Below are 16,730 nucleotides of genomic sequence, written 5' to 3'. Positions count from 1 at the left end.
TGTGAGGGCTCAATCAGACAGATAGTACTGCACGGTCGATACGACCCGTACTTTCTTTATGTAGGGCGTGTTGCTGTCGCGATCATAAATCGAAAATTGCCCTTGGGTGGCGCGTTTGATTTTCCCCAGCGAGCTGTCTGAATCCTTGGCAAATTTCTCTGCTACTTCACGCGCATTTTTGGTGGCTTCTTCAATCATGTCGGGCTTGATGTCATTTAATTGAGTAAAGCTGTAGTCAACCCGGTTAGTGTAGGGATCTTGATTGAGCAGCACGCCTTGCTTGCCCAACTCGCCGATTTCGTTGATGGCCGCTCTCACCACTTCAATATTCTGACTGTACACGGTGAGGGTTCGAGTGGCTAAGTACCGGTACTCGATGTTCGGTTCCCCACCGTATTGCTGGGCTTTGCGATCAGTGACCGCAGGCGATGAGAGAGAGACGCTGGATGGGGCTAAGCCTTTGCGACTCAGAAAGTGCTGGACCAGGGCCGTCTGTTTATCAATCTCGTCAAACAAGACAGCCATATCATTCCCTGCGACCGTAAACTGAATCGGCCAAATCACGGTGTCTGCAGGGTATTCGCGTTCCGAGAGTCCCTTGACGGTGACGACACGCTCGTACGCTTTATACTGGATGGCGGTTTGCTGGATAAAGAATCCCAGCACCCCCAAACCGATAATCAGACACAGGCCTAACCATATTGATGATTTCGTGGACATTCGCTCCATTTCTCCTCCTCGTCGCGTCGCTGTCAATCGATAGGATGGCGATCATAACCAGGGCATGTCAATGCTGTGGCATAGAAACGTTAAGATTGACCCCAATGATGGGTTGCAATCAGGGCTGCCAAGCAAACGATGTTTAACCGCTTTTCTTGGCAGTCGCATCAAGTTGATAGGCTCGGGAGAAAGCGCTGAAGCCTGTGGGGGTAAACGCGATGGCTCGCGAGTCCAAATCACGGATGGCCCACTCGCGTGTGAGGAGATCGTCCAATATCCATTGCCCCAAGCTGCCCGCAAGGTGGCTGCGGCGCTCACTCCAATCTAAGCAGGCCTTGCAAAGCGGACGCCGAGCTGAGGTGAGGGCGTCAACCTCAGCCCCCAAACGTTCGAACTGACGGCGCCCTTCATCCGTTAGGTGGGTGTGATTGCGGTCTTCTGTCAGCCATCCGTTCGCGATCAAGGCATCGAATAGGTGCACCCCCAGTTCCCCCGCCAAATGGTCGTAACACACGCGCGAGCGCCTCAGGCGTGCGTCCGTCGTCCCCCGTAAGCGAGGTATTGCAGCGGTGACGGTCAGCAACTGCTCTAACAGTTCGGCCACCTGTGCGTCTTTTATCTGAAAATATCGGTGCCGGCCTTGTTTGCGCACAACGAGCAGCTCACCCGAGACTAACTTGCTCAGATGGCTACTGGCGGTTTGAGCTGTGATGTCGGCTTCTAGCGCCAGTTCAGTAGCGGTTAGCGCTTGGCCACCCATCAGCGCGGTCAGCATCCTAGCGCGCGCTTGATCGCCGATGAGGCCAGCCACCAGGGCAATGTTCGGTTCCATGGTCGTCAATTCGATGTGCATCGAAGCATCAATGAGTGAGGGCAGTAGACTGCCTCAAAAACCATAAGGAGACAACCACCATGACCATTACCTGTTTTATTGAGTATCGCATCGACCCGTTTCAACGGGAGGCGTTTGCCCATTATGCCGAACAATGGGGTGACATCATTCCCCAATGCGGTGGCGATTTACTCGGCTACTTCCTCCCGCATGAAGGCACGAACGATAGAGCTTATGGCCTCATCAGTTTTCCCAATCTGGCCGCGTATGAACGCTATCGCGAGCGGCTCGTTCGATCCGAAGCTGGCCGGGATAATTTTCAGTTTGCCCATGCCGAACAGTTCATCAAGCAAGAAAAGCGTTCATTTCTGCGTGTGCTTCCGGCTACCTATATGCGCCGAGCAGAGGGGGATGTGCATGATTGCCGTAATATTTGAGGTGACGCCAAAAAGTGGGGCGGCGCCGCACTATTTTGATTTAGCCAACCAGCTTAAGGAGGCACTACACCACATGGAGGGGTTTGTATCAGTGGAGCGATTTCAAAGCCTCAGTCGGCCCGAGACTTTTCTCTCTCTGTCATTCTGGCGAGACGAGCAGGCGGTGGAAGCCTGGCGCACGCACTTCGCCCATCAACAGGCCCAGCAGCTTGGCCAAGCCTCGCTGTTTGCTGACTATCGCATTCGGGTCGCGCATGTCGTTCGTGACTACGGTGTAAAGGACGGGGCTGTTACTAGGAGGACTCAATAGCCTCAAGTCACTCAGAAATCGTCATTGTTGCCGCGGTAGTCTGGCTCTTTCCATTCCAAACCGGGAAAGAGCCAGGCTACGGATGTTGCGCTTAAAACAGAGGGAGTGTCAGTCTGCTGCCATCTGGATCACAGTTTGAAAAAGGAGTCGGGTCTATGCCCGAGCCTGCACTACGATTAAGCGGTCAACCTATCATTAATGATCAACGTCAAAGGGAAAGCGCATGAGTCGTTTCAACTTGAGGGGCGTCCAATGGCACTGGCTGCTGACTGTCTTGCTGATCAGTACGCTGGGCGCGCCGATAGCGAAGGGGGCACCCCAAGCGGCGGACGGCACCTTTGTCGCCAGCCAAGCTTGCCCGGCTTACCAGAGTAAGAATAAGCAGACCAATCCAGGTCAATGGCTGACCCAACCCCAGCGTCAGTATGCAATCCATGAGATCATTGGATCCCCGTCGCTCTCTTGGGTTCGGATCACAGTCCCCGGCGCAGAGCCGGCGTTACGTTGGGTAGCCGCCACCTGTGGAGAAGCGAACTATCAAGTGCGAGGAACGGAGGAGCGTGACGCTCTTAACGCCTTTTGCCGCACGCCCGGGATGGCGACGTCCTATGTGTTTGCGGTGTCTTGGCAGCCGGGGTTTTGTCAGACGGTGCCCCAGTACGATCCCAAGCAGAAACCGGAATGCGAAGTGCGCGATGACAGCGTTGGTTTTGCCCGTCATTTTGTTATCCATGGTCTATGGCCCAACCACCCTAAATGCGATGGACAGGGTCAGCGCCCCTGGTATGGCTATTGTGGCGAAGTCAAAGGTAAGCCCGCAAAGAACCCAAATGCGCCGACCTTTTGTGATTACCCGCCCATTGAGTTATCGGAAGACGTTCGTCGCCAACTAGGTCAAGCGATGCCAAGCGCAAAGTACGGTTCCTGCCTGCAACGACATGAATGGCACAACCATGGTACCTGTCAGACGGTTTGGTCGCCGGACGGTTATTACCACCAGTCCATGCGCCTGCTCGATCAGATTAACACATCGTCGTTTGCTCACTTTGTTCGATCCCACATCGGCCAAGAGGTGGCCGTCGTGGATCTCAGAGCAGCGTGGCAAGCGGCGTTTGGCCAAGACACTGATCAGCAGATAAGGCTCCAGTGTCGACCTCACGCCCAACGCTCCTATTTAACAGAACTTCAGATTGCCCTGCCGCTGGAGGTGGAAAGGGAGACTGATCTGGCGGCGTTGCTCCAGATGGTCACACAGGGGCAATTCGAGCAAGGGAAGTGCGGTAAAAAGGTGTACATCGACCCTATTGGGCGTTGATCTGACGCGCTTTGAAGACGGTCATGTCAGGCACTGCAACGCTAAGAAGGAGAAAGCGTATGCGGTTGATAGTCGGAGTACTGATCACTGTGGGGCTGATCTCTGTTTTGAGTTCTGAGCCTTGGTCTGCGTTATCTGCCGCCAAGAGCGTCACACCATCAGGCGAAGCGGATCTCGCGCCCGATGGCCTTCACGTGATCTCTTGGAACATCCAAGTATTTGGACGCAGCAAAGCGAGCAAGCCTCAAGTGATGGCCCACATTCTGGAGACTCTTCAACATTATGACCTGATAGCCATTCAGGAAATCCGTGACAAAAGCCAAACCGCGATTCAGTAACTGCTGGAGGCGCTGAACAACGCGAGCCAACACACCTACACCATGATTGTCGGTGAGCGGCTTGGGCGCAGTGCCAGCAAAGAACAATACGCGTATGTGTACCGCGTTGAGGTGCTCACGCCGCTGCGTTTCTATACGGCTGATGATCCCGACGATGTGTTTCTCCGCGAACCCTTGGTGGCGCATTTTCAGTGCCCAGCCTGTGTCTCACCAAACTTTATTGTGGTCAACGTGCACACCGACCCCGATGAGGCGCATGAAGAAGTGGATGCGCTGAGTGACATGGTCACGACTGCGATCCAAGCCTCCGCGATCCAAGACGTCTTGGTATTAGGGGATTTGAATGCCGACTGTGGCTACATGAACCAACATGAGCGCGAGACTTCTCCGTTGTTTGGAGATGGGTTCACTATGCTCATTGGTGATGACGTGGATACCACCACAGGTAAAACGCATTGTGCCTATGATCGGCTGGTGGTGACCAACAGCTTGCTTCCTCGCATTGAGCACGCTCGGGTGGTGGCATTTGATGACGATCTTGACTTGGATGAGGCACAGACCAAGGCCGTCAGTGATCATTACCCTGTGGCGCTCACACTGTACTGAGGCTCGGCGCTTGAAGACGATCACAGTTCCGTGTTGAGAACGCTGGTCAGGTTGCGCGTGTGGAGGAGAGCCGGCACAAAGTCAGCATCGGATTCAGAACTAGAATGATATTAAACATTATGCATATTTAAGTGGTCTACGCTTAAAGTGTCCGATGACAAAAAGCAAGTGACGTCTGTCACGTATGGATTGAGCTGGCTCTCCCTAAGCCAGCTCTTTTTTTCCCTAAGATCACGTTTCCCAAGGCGTCGAATTCCTTCGATATTGGGTGGATTGCAGACGAAGACGGTCGGCAAGCCCGTGACTTGGCCTGAAACTCTCGGCATTGGTGTACCAATGGTTCGATGGGCATCGAAGTATCATCTTATTTGATAGGTACACTGACTCAACGATGACTCAGCGATGACAACCAGGATGACGCCCTTGAAATCTCTCTCCCTGCAAGACTACTTAAATACCCACTTTCTTCGCCGCAGTGAACTGGCGAAGCGGCTCAGTGTCCGCTCTGACACGCTGAGCCAACTTATCGCGTCTGGTATGATCCCGTCGTGGTCATACAAAGTGAACCAAGGCGCTGTGTACACACAGGTGTTTGGCCAGCATGAAGCGCGCGATTGCCACAACGATGAGTACTTTTCGCCCAGCGTCCTTGACTGGTACCGCCACCACCGGGCGCAGTTCCCTGATCACAAGACCGTGCCGCCTCTGACCGACCAGCTGTGTGGTCAGTTTGTGGCGACGTTCGTAAAGACGGCACAAGCAAGCGAGACGTTTCGGTGGGCCTTTGCCGAGGCGATGAGTGAGCCCGGCGCCTTGCAAGCGATGGCAACCACCACTTGGCATCACCACCGACAAGGTACGTATGGCGTATGCGTGCGCCAACCGTCGAGTGTGGCTGCCATTATCGAAAAACAAGTCGCCGTGGCGGCGCTTACACGCATCACAAACCATGGTCAGAAAAGCCGCTACACCGAGCAAGAATGTGGTGAGTGGCGTCAATGGGCCGAGGTGTACGATAGGGTGGCCATGCCTTTTTCTCCCGTCGACTATGCGCAGTCCAGTCGAAAACGCCTGATCGATGACGTGCTGGACAGTTTACCGCCTGACTAAAGGGCAAGGAGGCTCGCAAGATGACGAGATCGGTTTTCTGAATCGCAAATAAGGGCATAACGGGCTTAACGTCTTGCTAAGGCTTCAAGACACCAACGAAACGGCGAGTTCAAACGCCCTGATGACAACGCTGCAGTGTCCAGAAAAAAACGCGTGGTCATGCTATTTCCGATGGTAGCCTTCGGCAGGAACGGGCTCGGTGAGGCAAGGTGTGATGGCGACGAGATTTCTATTAGGGCGAGATGACGGCGACGGCCATCTAAGGCTATGGTCATGACATCGGGCTCATGCGGGTTTTATGGGACGCTGGGCGTGATACCACGTAGGTAAGGACATCACACCAAAGGACGATGCGTTGACGATACTGATAGTTTGCCTGATCGGAGCTGCGTTGCTGCCCTATCTCGCCAAAATTCCTGTGGCGATCGCCATGCACCAAGCAGGGGGCTACGATAACCACCATCCCCGTGAACAACAGGCTCGGCTTAAAGGGTGGGGCGCAAGGGCCATGGCGGCTCATCAAAATGCGTTCGAATCCCTGTTGATCTTTGCCATCGCTATCCTGCTCGCTGTTAGCACATCGACCGTTCACGACACGGTTCAACTGTTGGCGATGACGCACATCGGGTTTCGAGTGGTGTACCATATCCTGTATTTGCTCAATATCGGAGTGTGGCGCTCCGTGGCTTGGGCGATCGCCATCGGATGTTCATTTGCCATTATGGGGTTATGTCTGGACTACTAACCTTCGGCGTTTCGACGTCATGGCAAGAGATAAGAGGGCGTCCACACGGTACCTGTCAGTGGCCACTGGGTCAATGAATCACGATCAGCACACGACACCAATGCGAAGAGGAGTGTATGGAACATATTATCAGTCAGGCGATTGAGCTTCGTCAAAGTGAGAAATATCGGGAATCAAGAGCGTTGCTTGGCACCTTGTTAAGCGATGAGTCTTACGCCGCTAAAGCGCACCTGCAGATCGCCTGGGCCTACGACAATGAAGGCAAAGAGCAAGACGCCATTACGCATTACCTGGCGTCGCTGTCCGGACCACTGTCCAGTCGTGAGCGACTGGACGCCTTGTTTGGTTTGGCCAGTACCTACCGAAGCCTAGGTGAGTACGACCAGGCCTTGACGTATTTTGAACAAACGCTGACGGAATACCCCGATGCGATAGAGGTACAGCCGTTTTATGCGATGTGTCTGTACAATGTGGGCCGCCCTAAAGAAGCCATTGCACTGTTATTGGAGTTGCTCGTCACGACCACCAATAGTGATGCCATTGCGGCTTATCAGCGCGCGATTCTGCTGTACAGCGAAGACTTGGACAGAACGTGGTGACAGCGAGTGCAGGCAACCGCCAATGGTGCAAAATCAGTAAACCTGGTGAATCAGAATAAGGAAGATTGACCTGATCAGAGAGGGGGCGCGTATACAGTAAAAAACTACTGAGGACGCGACCGATGCTTTCGCTTTTTAAACGTAATCCAATGAAAAAACTCAAGAAACGCCATTCAATATTGCTCGAACAAGCGATGCAAGCGCAGCGGCGAGGTGACATCCGTACCTACTCTCGTCTGACCGAAGAGGCGGAAGCGCTGTATGGTGAGATCCAAGCCTTGCGTTCAGAGCGCTAACCCTTCAAATGCCCTGCCCATCAGGGTTTAACGCGCGAGTAAGCTCGCCATCCCACGGCGTCAATGTCAACCAGAGACGCCCCGCGGCTTTTGCTTAACATTCCCTGGCTTGAGGGGCATAATTAGTCGCGGTGAATGACATGGAGCGCGCGATCGTGCAAACCCTCTTAATGATACTGGCTTTACTGACAAGTGTGTGGAGCGGCGCTCTTCTGGCGAACCCGCAGGTGAGTGAGGAAGTCACGACCTCATACCAACCCAAAGGCGCTGCCTGCGTGATTCGGGATGAGGGTGGGCGCATCGTGTTGGTTCAAGACTATTTAACGCGAAAGCTCTCTTTACCTGGGGGCTACATTGGCGATCACGAAGCGTTTCACGTCGCGGCGAAGCGCGAAACATGGGAAGAAACAGGCATTGATGTCCATGTTGGCCCACAGCTTGCGCTCAATGCCTATCGAGTGGTGTTTGCCTGCCAAGCCACGACGCCCGTCGGCGTCATGGTACCTGCTTGGGCAAACGCGTTTGACGCGCCCATTATTCCAGCCTTCAACGCTCCACATTTCGGTAAAGAGATCCGCCAAGTCTACCTGACCGCACTCGCCCCTTCGGTGAAGGCGGCGTATCGTTATCCTGACGACTGGGAGGCACTGAAGGGCTGGAGACGTGACAGCTCAGCCAGCCCGTTTTATCACCGTGATCTCCGACTGGAGCACGCGGATACGCGCCAGGCCTCTGAGCTGGCGATGATGACGGCGTTTCAATCGTGGGTGAAATTGCATTCACCGATGACAGGACTGCTGGCGTTTGGCAACGGATTGGGAGATGGCGCATTGGCAGTGGGAGTCTTGATCGTTTGTTTGCTGCTGTTTCCGCTGCGTGTTGGGCTGACACTGGCGTTTGTGCTGCTGGCGACGGCGTACTCGGTGAATTTACTCAAGATGGCGTGGGCGATCCCAAGGCCTTTTTATCTGTTGCCGGCCCTACAGCAGGCCGCCGCCAGTGGTTTTAGCTTCCCCAGTGGGCACACCACGCAAGCCGCCGCTCTTGTGGGCACGCTGTTCGGTTGGCTGGTCAGTCGGGGTCAAACCCGATCGCCGCTCACCATCACTGCGGCGTTGCTTGGGTGGCTGGTCCTGTCTGCTTTGGCGGGCGCGGCGCGAGTCTGGCTCGGCGTGCATTATCCCACCGATGTTTTGGCAGGGATGGGACTCGGCGGCTTGATTGCGCTGGTGGCGATGGGTCTTTATCACTGTCGGTATGCCGGTCGAAAGCGCGCCATTGAATCCAAGCGGTTATGGGGGCTGCTGCTCGTGCTGTGTTTGTATGGCACGCTGCAATTGCTCCAGCCCCTCTACCTCTTCGCGTGGTTCGCCTGCCTCGGGCTCGTCCTCGCGCTGTGCTTGGGTGAACCATCCCAAGAGGTGAAGGGTCTGAATCCTTGGCGACAGGTGCTGATCGCCGTCGCAGGACTGGTCGTAGTGGCCATGGCCGCTAAGATGTTGGTGACCCCTGCGACTACCAGCGTGGTGATCCTGACCACGTATTCGGTCGCGATCCTTGTGGGAATGCTTTGGATGGTTGTCGGGGCGCCGAAGCTGAGCCGAAAGAAAGGCACAATAGGTGTGCCCTGATCCCGATACGGGACCGAAGAAAAATGTTCGTATGTCCCTGCTTTAGCACCGCTGACGACCAAGGGCGCTAAACCCCTTGCTTGAGGTAGAGCCCCATTCGGATCAGCAGCTCTATCGTGTTGTTGTCACAGATGTAGGCCATGAACATTTTTTTGTTGCTGACGTTGAGCAACTCGAAGGCGCGCTTGAGGTGGGTTTGCACGGAACTGTCTTTGATGCTCAGCGTCGAGGCGACTTCTTTGACTGACAAACTCAGTGTCGAGAGCGACAAGCATTCGACTTGGCGGCGAGTCAAGAAAGGGGAAAGTAATTGCGGGATGATCGCATACAATTCTTCCGATGCACTGCTGGGCTTAACTGGTTCAGAGCTCGATGCATTGCGGCCTATGAGCTGGCTGAGCAGGCCTTGTGTGTCGACCACCGAGGCATAGTGACTGACTTTATTGTTGACGAACGTCAATTGGGAACGGCCCTGATAAATGACATCTTTACCTGTCGCGGACACCCCTAAAAACTCCCCCAAATGTGTGCCTTTAGCGCTCCATTCAATCTCGATGTTGTTGTGCCGAGTGGTCACCCGGTTTTCCTTGTATTCAAGCGTGGGAAAGGCGCGTTGCCACACTCTGAGTGTCTCACAGAAAGAGTCGGAACCGACCGACAGTTGCAGCGGACTTTCGATCACGGTGTGGGAAGTCATCACATCGGTCACGGCCGCTGTGACTTTATCATTCCAAATGCGATTCATGAGCTGACGTGCGGCCTGAACGCACGGTTGACGATGAGTGAAGATACGCACCTTCCTTTGTTGTACGCGTCGGCTTACGCTTTTCTCAGACGCAGAGCGAGCGTGGTGAACTTAGCGGCAGGCAAACTGCCAATCAACAGCCCTAAGGCAATCAGGGCACAGCTTACCACTTTTTGGGTAGTAATCCCTTCATGAAACCAAACACTTGAGCCCAACAAGGCAAAAATGGGCACCAGAAGTGTAAACGGTGCAACGTGTGACAAACGGTAAGCCATCACCAACTTGTTCCAGATCCAGTAGCCAAACAAGGTGGTGAAATACGCCTGATACACAATGGAAAAGGCCCCAGACAGCGTCATGTGCGCTATCAAGGCGTTTATCCCCTGAGTGTCGACCTGAAGATAGGAGAGGAGACACAGCGGCAGAGGCGCAAAAAGCATCGACCATACACTGAAGGCGAATACCTGTTTCGTTTGGGATCGCTTAAGTATCACCCCAGACAGCGACCAACATAAGGCCGCCACCAGGATCAGTCCCACCCCCGAAGCGGTGACAGAGCCGTCAGTGACCGTCAGACTGAGCGTCAAGCCACATAAGGCGATCGCGGCGCCGAGTGAGCGTCGAGGACTTACCGACTCTTTGAGTAACCACCAGCCCAGCCCCAAGCCGAACACTACGTTGGTTTGGATCAGTAAGGCTGCCATACCTGGGGATAAGCCCTCACCAATGGCCCAAGTGGACAGCCCCCAAACCCCCACGGCAAACGTCAGGCCATACGCCGCGAGGTATCCCCAGTGGACGTCAGGCTTCTTGACAAAAAAGATCGCGGGGATCGCTGCCAAAGCAAAGCGCAATGCGGTCAGCAACATGGGATCCAGCGCTTCTAACCCCAGTTTGACGACAGAAAAATTCACTCCCCAGATAGCCATGATGAGCACACATAAGGTGTAATCTTTTAAGCTCATGGTTTACTCCACGATTGGCATGGTGTCGGCTTGCTGCCAGATCGCGAACTGTTTGGCAAAGTAGGTGACGATGAGATCCGCGCCAGCTCGTTTAAAACCGGTGAGGGTTTCTAACACGGCTTCCTGCTCATTGACGATCCCCATTTCCGCCGAGCATTTGATGGCCGCGTATTCTCCACTGACCTGATAGGCCGCCAGAGGAAGTCGTGTTTGAGTGCGCAACTGAGTTAAGACGTCAAGGTAAGGCGTTCCGGGTTTGACCATCAAGATGTCGGCGCCTTCTTGCTCATCGAGTAAGGCTTCGCTGAGGGCTTGACGCCCGTTAGCGTAGTCAAGTTGATACGTGCGCCTATCGCCCTCTAGCTCACACTCCACCGCTTGACGAAATGGGCCGTAAAACGCTGAGGCAAATTTGGCGCTGTGGGCGAGGATCGCCACCTTAGTAAACCCAGCGGCATCCAACCCTCGGCGGATCGCTCCGACCTGGCCATCCATCATGGAGGAGGGGGCGAGCATATCGGCTCCAGCCTCGGCGGCATTAATGCATTGTTTGACTAAGTTCGCCACCGTTTGGTCATTGTCTACGTCATGTTTGGAGAGGGCCCCACAATGGCCATGTGTCGTGTACTCACAGAAACAGATATCAGGGATCACCAACATGTGTGGGCACGTTGATTTGATCGTGCGAATCATGCGACTGAGCAAGCCGTCTTGATGCCACGTATCACTGCCGATGTCGTCTTTGTGGTGGCTGACCCCAAATGGCATGACGGCGCGGATCCCCAACGCATCCAGTGCACGGATCTCATCGGTCAGTTGAGACTCCGGGATCCGCGTCAATCCGGGCAAGCCAGCGATGGGCACCGGTGATGCGAGGGCTTCTTCCACAAAGAGTGGATAGATTAAATCGTGCAATTGCACGTCATGCTCGCGAACCATCGTGCGCATGATGGGGGTGGTGCGTAAACGGCGAAGACGTTGGGTGATCCCCAGTTGTGGGGAAGGAATAGAGGACGATTCCACTGCGGCGACTCCTAAGTATGGGTAATGGAAAACAGCGACGAAAGGCTACGAGGCAAGACGCCGCCTGGAGAAGAGCACGAGTCAGACGCGCTCGATGATCATGGCCATGCCTTGGCCAACGCCAACGCACAGGCTACACAAGGCATACCTTCCCTGTTGTAAGGTCAACTGATTCATCGCGGTTCCGATCACCCGGGCCCCACTCATGCCTAGAGGGTGCCCGAGCGCAATCGCGCCACCATTGGGATTAAGGCGCGGGTCGTCGGGGACAATGCCTAAGTGGTTGACCACGGAGAGCACTTGAGAGGCGAAGGCTTCATTGAGCTCAATCACGTCCATCTGATCCAGTGACAGTCGAGTCAGTTCCAGAACCTTTTTTATCGCGGGTGTGGGACCAAACCCCATGAGGCTGGGCTCAACGCCTGCGCAGGCTGTCGCGACGATGCGCGCTTTCGGCACCAATTGGTGATCGCCCAATGCCGACTCTGATGCTAATAAGAGTGCCGCTGCCCCGTCGTTAATGCCCGATGCGTTGCCCGCTGTGACCGTACCTTGCGGCTGTACCACGGGCTTCAATTTGGCCAAGGTCTCGAGACTTGATAGCCTAGGATGTTCGTCAGTGTCGACCACCAATGGGTCCTGACGCCGACGCGCCACCTCGACTGGAACGATTTCATGGCGGAAAAAGCCGCGCTCTTGCGCCGCCACGTATTTGGTCTGGCTCCAGCGGGCAAACACATCCTGATCGTGTCGGCTGATACCAAATTTGACCGCTAGGTTTTCTGCCGTTTCAGGCATTGAACAGGCCCCGTATTGCGACTCCAGACTCGCGTTGATAAACCGCCAGCCCATAGTGGTGTCATAGAGTTCCGTATTGCGAGCAAACGGAGCGTCGGGTTTGCCCATCACGTAAGGCGCTCGTGACATCGACTCGACGCCTCCAGCAATGATCAGGTTGGCTTCGCCCGTTTTGATGGTACGAGCGGCAATGGACACGGCTTCCATGCCAGAGGCACACAGCCGGTTGACGGTGGAGCCCGGTACGTCAGTATCCAGTCCGGCGAGCAGCAAACTCATCCGTGCCACGTTGCGGTTGTCTTCGCCCGCTTGATTGGCACAGCCTAAAATGACATCGTCGACGCGACGCCAATCGACCGTGGTATGACGCTCTGTCAGAGCTTTTAACGGAATCGCCGCCAGATCATCCGCTCGGATCGAAGAGAGGGCACCAGCATATCGGCCAATGGGGGTTCTGACGAAGTCACACAGGTAGGCGTTAGACATGGGCGGCCTCCTCATGTGTAGGGGCGTAGCAAGCGGTGATCAAGGCTCTGGCCTGTTCGATTTCCGATTGACTCACGTGATGCGCGCGCTCGGCAGCAATCTCCAGATGGACGTGTGCCCCGAGTTGGTCAAAGTAGGCGGCCGTTTGCGTGATGCGCTTGGCCGGCACCCAGGTATCAGTGTGACTCCCTGATAGCCACAAAGGCATGCCTTCAAACACCGGCTTTTGAACGGGGGCCACTGGGCACTGAGGACCGAACAGGCCGCCGGTGAACACAATGACACCGCCCAGTGGTTGCAATGCGCGTCGGACAAACTCCGCGGCCATACACCCACCTTGAGAAAAGCCCATGAGCCAGATCCGCTGGCGGTTGACTCCTTGTGAGAGGAGGGCTTGAAGGATCTGGTCGATGACTTTCAGCCCCTGATCCAACTGGGGTTGGTTGTCGTCCAGCTCGCGAGTGAATCCACGTGGATACCAGGTTGCTTCCGGGGCTCTTGGCAGGCAGTAGGTGGCCTCTGGGATAGCCAGTTTGTCAATCAAGCTCGCCATGTCGTCGGCGGTTTGTCGGCGACCATGTAAAAGGATCACCACAGGGTTGTCGTCACTCAGCGGTGCGCCTTCTATGCACATTGTATACGGGTGAATGTCAGTTTGAAGAGGTAACACAGTCGTTATTCCTTGTCTTGAGGGGTTATATTGTCGCCGCTGCGATAGGGTTGGTTTGGGGTTGGGAGCGGCTGAGGCCTAACAGGGCTCTGGCTTCGTTCACGGTGGCTACGTCTCTGCCCAGCTCATGAGACAGTCGGACGACACGATCGACTAACTGGGCATTGCTGGTGGCGAGCTCACCTTTTCGGTAATAGATGTTGTCCTCGAGTCCGGTGCGCACATGCCCCCCGAGTAAAATCGAGTAAGTGTTGAGCGGCAATTGCGCCTGACCGATGCCGATGGCTGACCACAAACTGTTGGTGGGCAGACTGTCCACCAGGTGCAGCAGATCTTTGCAGGTTGGGCGGACCCCACCGTGAATGCCCATCGCAAAGGCAAACACCAGCCTTTCACCAAGGTAGCCTTGTTGCTGGAGCGTGACGGCTTCGTGAATGACACCGGAATGGTAGATCTCAATCTCCGGCATGACCTGATTGGCTTTAAGTGCCTGCGCGAGTTTTTTGGCGAGCGCGGGGCTGTTGATGAAGGGCTTATCACCGTGATTGACCGAGCCACAGTTGAAAGAGGCGATTTCTGGACGGTACTCGAGGTGGTTCCAAGCCTCCTCTTCCGGGCTATTTTTTGGCAGGTTTAGGCCCGAAGTGCTGAGGTTAAGAAGGATGTCGGAACGTTCGCGGATTCGCTCTATGATCTCGCGCCACACAGCTTGGTCATAGGAGGGCCGACCAGCGTCATCCCGAGCGTGAATGTGGGCGACGCTTGCACCAGCTTGGCTGCACTGGATGACGGCGTCAGCAATCTCTTTCGGTGTGTGTGGTATTGCCGGTTGCTTACTTCTTGGGGTGATCCCGCCGTTGACGGCGGCGGTGATAATTAATTTGTCCATAGGTTTCAATTGTTTATATTATTCAATCACCTTCATAATAAATGTATAAAATTAAAGTAATGTCCCCAAAAAATGGTGACGCAGAAGGGTTTATTGAATGAAAGCGGCAAGGCGCGGCGATTCGAAGCGCCTGAGGCAGGGGAAGCGCAAAAAGTTACGAGGAGAATGAAGACAATCCGTGTATGAGCGACGAAGCGGGCACAAGCGAGCCTTTTACGTCCGTGTTAATTGGAAGGGCAACAAGGTCATCAATAATTCGAGGGCCAATGTCGAGGATATGATTGTTCTGGATGAGCCATTCATAGATGGCCTGAGGTATGGCAAGGGAGCGAGCGCGGTGATACCTAGGCGCTCACCAACAACCCTGAGTGAAAGGCACTTGGCACCCTAGTTTAAAGGCGCGCCAAAGAGATGGGCAAATTTTTCGACATCGGTGATCACATTGTTTTCCATCCAGACAAAGTACTCACATTGCCAACGCTGTGTTCGCTTGGCCGACTCAGAAAACACTTGAGACTTCACCTCACCCCGACTCGAAGTCCAGGGAGGGAAGACCCGCAAGGCCATTTTCCCTTTCGCTTTCTCTGACCTGACCACCCCTTTCTTTAGCAGCACCGTTAAGGGAAAGATAAACATCCCTTGTTTGGAGGTTTGGTGATCATGGACCTCCACAAACAGATAATCCAAATCCGGCTTCTCAAAAGGCCTCGTCTTTTTCGAGTCGGGACCTTCCCCAGCAGAGCGCTTCCAGATGGTGAGGAAATGCCCCGGCCTATCGGGCGTAACGTGGCCCTTTCGATACAGGATTTGTTGGCCATCAATGGAGAACGCGAGCGCTTCATACTGACTATTCTGAGGGTAAGGGTCTAACGCGATGGGGCGGGTTAAGGTGTAGCCATTCGCCAAGATGTTGTGACGCAAAAACCAATCCAACGCCTGGACATACGAATTCTGTGACAAAAGTATTTCCCCTTGAAACACGCCCGTGGCGCACATTCATGATCAAAGGCGTGCCGGGCAAAGTGAATGGTAGAGCGCCCGCGAAAAGCGTGAGTGGGGCGCTCAGTTTGGTGACGTGACGGTCAACGCATTGACCTCACCTCCTTTTGCGTGTCTATGACACGGAGAGATCGCGCGATCGCTTGCGTTTATCTCGTGACCAATAATGCGCGAGTATTGAACCTGACAAGTTGTGCCAGATAGAAAAGAGCGCCGCAGGCAGTGCTGAGATGGGGGAGAAAAATTTGAGCGCCAATGCCGTAGCCAATCCAGAATTTTGTAAGCCAACCTCGATGGCAATCGTCTTACAGGTCACATAGTCAAACTTGAGCGCTCTGCAAACCCAGTAACCCAAAACAAGCCCCATGGCATTGTGCAAGATGACCGCCAGCGCGACCCCCAATCCGACGATGGCAATCTTATCATGGTTAAGGGCGACGATAATGGCGATGGCCATGACAATCGAGAGCATTGAGACAAGTGGCAACACAGGGGCTATAGCCGTCACTGGACGACGAAAGAAGTGGTTGAGGGCGATCCCAATGGTGATCGGGATAATGACGATTTTCACCAGATTGAGCACCATTGGTCCAACGGGGACGTCGACGTTCACGCCCAGAAGGGCATCGACTAAAAACGGGGTCATCACCACGCCTATCAAGGTGGAAAAAGCGGTCATGGTGATGGATAAGGCGACATTACCCTTAGCCAGATAACAGATCACATTTGAGGCGGTGCCTCCCGCGACACTGCCTACCAACACCATACCAATGGTGAGCGCCATATCCATATCAAAGACGTGAGCAACAAACAGAGCACTCAGTGGCATGACGGAGAACTGAAGAATGAGCCCGGCTGTTACCGCCTTCACACTGGATGTGACACGTTTAAAATCATCGAGTGTTAGCGTTAAGCCCATGGACAACATGATGAGCATCAACAAAGGGACGATTTGGGGTTTGAGTGGTGTAAATATCGCAGGTTGCAGGTAAGCGACAACGGAACCCAATACCACCCAGAGTGGAAACGCATTGATTATAACTCTAAGCATAAGTTGTTTATTCTGTTCTATTTTCGTCTCTCAATAGTACACGATTGCGTGTGCTAAATAAGCGCTAATTGGCATATTGATATCGGATGATTCACAATTGAATGATAGTCTTGGCGTGTTTTATCGTGCGAAATGAATCATGGTCCGTTCAACAACGCGAGCCTC

Annotated in this window: 19 protein-coding genes and 1 pseudogene; 9 read left to right on the top strand and 11 right to left on the bottom strand. The window is 54.3% G+C overall.

Annotation, left to right across the window (positions count from 1 at the left end; all coding sequences use genetic code 11):
- Positions 1–9: 9 nt before the first annotated feature.
- Both FIU99_RS26095 and FIU99_RS26090 read right to left on the bottom strand, forming a co-directional pair.
- The gene (locus FIU99_RS26095; RefSeq protein WP_021455631.1) at positions 10–729 is read right to left on the bottom strand and encodes an SIMPL domain-containing protein; all 720 of its coding nucleotides are present in this window, start codon (positions 727–729) and stop codon (positions 10–12) included.
- Between the two features lie 133 nt (positions 730–862).
- The gene (locus FIU99_RS26090) at positions 863–1,573 is read right to left on the bottom strand and encodes a helix-turn-helix transcriptional regulator (protein ID WP_152472791.1); all 711 of its coding nucleotides are present in this window, start codon (positions 1,571–1,573) and stop codon (positions 863–865) included.
- A gap of 59 nt (positions 1,574–1,632) precedes the next feature.
- Between FIU99_RS26090 and FIU99_RS26085 the strand changes: the two genes are divergently transcribed.
- Together FIU99_RS26085 and FIU99_RS26080 are read left to right on the top strand one after the other, a co-directional pair.
- Entirely contained in the window at positions 1,633–1,989 is a 357-nt protein-coding gene (locus FIU99_RS26085) for an NIPSNAP family protein (RefSeq protein ID WP_095664897.1), read from the top strand.
- Positions 1,970–2,299, top strand: coding sequence for an antibiotic biosynthesis monooxygenase (locus tag FIU99_RS26080; RefSeq protein WP_043011659.1), 330 nt, complete (start codon positions 1,970–1,972; stop codon positions 2,297–2,299). Before FIU99_RS26085 ends, FIU99_RS26080 begins: the two co-directional genes overlap by 20 nt.
- A 208-nt stretch (positions 2,300–2,507) precedes the next feature.
- On the opposite strand, the gene FIU99_RS27645 is transcribed toward FIU99_RS26080, so the two are convergent.
- Complete coding sequence (locus FIU99_RS27645; RefSeq protein WP_241762543.1) at positions 2,508–2,735, bottom strand: hypothetical protein; 228 nt, start codon at positions 2,733–2,735, stop codon at positions 2,508–2,510.
- Between the two features lie 159 nt (positions 2,736–2,894).
- Here FIU99_RS27645 and FIU99_RS26075 point away from each other — a divergent pair, with 159 nt between their 5' ends.
- From FIU99_RS26075 to FIU99_RS27715, 7 genes and pseudogenes are all read left to right on the top strand, one after another.
- Positions 2,895–3,614: a hypothetical protein gene (locus FIU99_RS26075; protein WP_253899466.1), complete on the top strand. Its 720-nt coding sequence runs from the start codon at positions 2,895–2,897 to the stop codon at positions 3,612–3,614.
- Between the two features lie 23 nt (positions 3,615–3,637).
- A pseudogene (locus FIU99_RS27785) lies at positions 3,638–4,558 on the top strand (endonuclease/exonuclease/phosphatase family protein).
- A gap of 402 nt (positions 4,559–4,960) precedes the next feature.
- Positions 4,961–5,668: a DUF6058 family natural product biosynthesis protein gene (locus FIU99_RS26065; protein WP_152472787.1), complete on the top strand. Its 708-nt coding sequence runs from the start codon at positions 4,961–4,963 to the stop codon at positions 5,666–5,668.
- 355 nt (positions 5,669–6,023) lie between these two features.
- The gene (locus tag FIU99_RS26060; RefSeq protein WP_019278060.1) at positions 6,024–6,413 is read left to right on the top strand and encodes an MAPEG family protein; all 390 of its coding nucleotides are present in this window, start codon (positions 6,024–6,026) and stop codon (positions 6,411–6,413) included.
- Between the two features lie 116 nt (positions 6,414–6,529).
- Complete coding sequence (locus FIU99_RS26055) at positions 6,530–7,012, top strand: tetratricopeptide repeat protein (protein ID WP_019278061.1); 483 nt, start codon at positions 6,530–6,532, stop codon at positions 7,010–7,012.
- 122 nt (positions 7,013–7,134) lie between these two features.
- Entirely contained in the window at positions 7,135–7,308 is a 174-nt protein-coding gene (locus FIU99_RS26050) for a DUF6435 family protein (RefSeq protein WP_006958517.1), read from the top strand.
- 140 nt (positions 7,309–7,448) lie between these two features.
- On the top strand, positions 7,449–8,939 hold the full coding sequence (locus FIU99_RS27715) for a phosphatase PAP2 family protein (RefSeq protein WP_152472785.1): 1,491 nt from the start codon (positions 7,449–7,451) through the stop codon (positions 8,937–8,939).
- Positions 8,940–9,006: 67 nt separating this feature from the next.
- On the opposite strand, the gene FIU99_RS26040 is transcribed toward FIU99_RS27715, so the two are convergent.
- The 8 genes from FIU99_RS26040 to FIU99_RS26005 form a co-directional block, all read right to left on the bottom strand.
- Entirely contained in the window at positions 9,007–9,636 is a 630-nt protein-coding gene (locus tag FIU99_RS26040; RefSeq protein ID WP_253899482.1) for an ester cyclase, read from the bottom strand.
- A 122-nt stretch (positions 9,637–9,758) separates the two neighbouring features.
- The gene (locus FIU99_RS26035) at positions 9,759–10,649 is read right to left on the bottom strand and encodes an EamA family transporter (RefSeq protein ID WP_152472781.1); all 891 of its coding nucleotides are present in this window, start codon (positions 10,647–10,649) and stop codon (positions 9,759–9,761) included.
- Between the two features lie 3 nt (positions 10,650–10,652).
- Positions 10,653–11,597 (bottom strand): porphobilinogen synthase, encoded by a 945-nt coding sequence (gene hemB / locus FIU99_RS26030; protein WP_152472933.1) that lies wholly within the window; start codon positions 11,595–11,597, stop codon positions 10,653–10,655.
- 156 nt (positions 11,598–11,753) lie between these two features.
- Entirely contained in the window at positions 11,754–12,956 is a 1,203-nt protein-coding gene (pcaF, locus tag FIU99_RS26025; protein ID WP_152472780.1) for a 3-oxoadipyl-CoA thiolase, read from the bottom strand.
- Positions 12,949–13,626: an alpha/beta hydrolase gene (locus FIU99_RS26020; RefSeq protein ID WP_043011670.1), complete on the bottom strand. Its 678-nt coding sequence runs from the start codon at positions 13,624–13,626 to the stop codon at positions 12,949–12,951. The genes pcaF and FIU99_RS26020 overlap by 8 nt, the downstream gene beginning before the upstream one ends.
- Before the next feature lie 25 nt (positions 13,627–13,651).
- Positions 13,652–14,515, bottom strand: coding sequence for a 3-keto-5-aminohexanoate cleavage protein (locus FIU99_RS26015; protein ID WP_052126644.1), 864 nt, complete (start codon positions 14,513–14,515; stop codon positions 13,652–13,654).
- A 387-nt stretch (positions 14,516–14,902) separates the two neighbouring features.
- A complete protein-coding gene (locus FIU99_RS26010; RefSeq protein WP_235284549.1) occupies positions 14,903–15,475 on the bottom strand; it encodes a MepB family protein in 573 nt (190 codons plus the stop codon).
- 154 nt (positions 15,476–15,629) lie between these two features.
- Positions 15,630–16,565, bottom strand: coding sequence for a bile acid:sodium symporter family protein (locus FIU99_RS26005; RefSeq protein ID WP_006958523.1), 936 nt, complete (start codon positions 16,563–16,565; stop codon positions 15,630–15,632).
- Positions 16,566–16,730: the final 165 nt, after the last annotated feature.

The sequence above is a fragment of the Vibrio sp. THAF64 genome (genome assembly GCF_009363455.1).
GTDB lineage: Bacteria > Pseudomonadota > Gammaproteobacteria > Enterobacterales > Vibrionaceae > Vibrio > Vibrio coralliilyticus.
The sequence above is the reverse complement of the archived record's forward strand: the minus strand, read 5'-3'. Positions and strand labels throughout refer to the sequence as shown.

What these genes read in the sequence shown, in the direction of transcription:
- FIU99_RS26095 (WP_021455631.1), bottom strand. Translation starts at nt 729, where the DNA reads ATGGAGCGAATGTCCACGAAATCATCAATATGGTTAGGCCTGTGTCTG.
- FIU99_RS26090 (WP_152472791.1), bottom strand. Translation starts at nt 1,573, where the DNA reads ATGCACATCGAATTGACGACCATGGAACCGAACATTGCCCTGGTGGCT.
- FIU99_RS26085 (WP_095664897.1), top strand. Translation starts at nt 1,633, where the DNA reads ATGACCATTACCTGTTTTATTGAGTATCGCATCGACCCGTTTCAACGG.
- FIU99_RS26080 (WP_043011659.1), top strand. Translation starts at nt 1,970, where the DNA reads ATGATTGCCGTAATATTTGAGGTGACGCCAAAAAGTGGGGCGGCGCCG.
- FIU99_RS27645 (WP_241762543.1), bottom strand. Translation starts at nt 2,735, where the DNA reads ATGGATTGCATACTGACGCTGGGGTTGGGTCAGCCATTGACCTGGATT.
- FIU99_RS26075 (WP_253899466.1), top strand. Translation starts at nt 2,895, where the DNA reads ATGGCGACGTCCTATGTGTTTGCGGTGTCTTGGCAGCCGGGGTTTTGT.
- FIU99_RS26065 (WP_152472787.1), top strand. Translation starts at nt 4,961, where the DNA reads ATGACAACCAGGATGACGCCCTTGAAATCTCTCTCCCTGCAAGACTAC.
- FIU99_RS26055 (WP_019278061.1), top strand. Translation starts at nt 6,530, where the DNA reads ATGGAACATATTATCAGTCAGGCGATTGAGCTTCGTCAAAGTGAGAAA.
- FIU99_RS26050 (WP_006958517.1), top strand. Translation starts at nt 7,135, where the DNA reads ATGCTTTCGCTTTTTAAACGTAATCCAATGAAAAAACTCAAGAAACGC.
- FIU99_RS27715 (WP_152472785.1), top strand. Translation starts at nt 7,449, where the DNA reads ATGGAGCGCGCGATCGTGCAAACCCTCTTAATGATACTGGCTTTACTG.
- FIU99_RS26040 (WP_253899482.1), bottom strand. Translation starts at nt 9,636, where the DNA reads ATGACTTCCCACACCGTGATCGAAAGTCCGCTGCAACTGTCGGTCGGT.
- FIU99_RS26035 (WP_152472781.1), bottom strand. Translation starts at nt 10,649, where the DNA reads ATGAGCTTAAAAGATTACACCTTATGTGTGCTCATCATGGCTATCTGG.
- hemB (WP_152472933.1), bottom strand. Translation starts at nt 11,597, where the DNA reads ATGCGCACGATGGTTCGCGAGCATGACGTGCAATTGCACGATTTAATC.
- pcaF (WP_152472780.1), bottom strand. Translation starts at nt 12,956, where the DNA reads ATGTCTAACGCCTACCTGTGTGACTTCGTCAGAACCCCCATTGGCCGA.
- FIU99_RS26015 (WP_052126644.1), bottom strand. Translation starts at nt 14,515, where the DNA reads ATGGACAAATTAATTATCACCGCCGCCGTCAACGGCGGGATCACCCCA.
- FIU99_RS26005 (WP_006958523.1), bottom strand. Translation starts at nt 16,565, where the DNA reads ATGCTTAGAGTTATAATCAATGCGTTTCCACTCTGGGTGGTATTGGGT.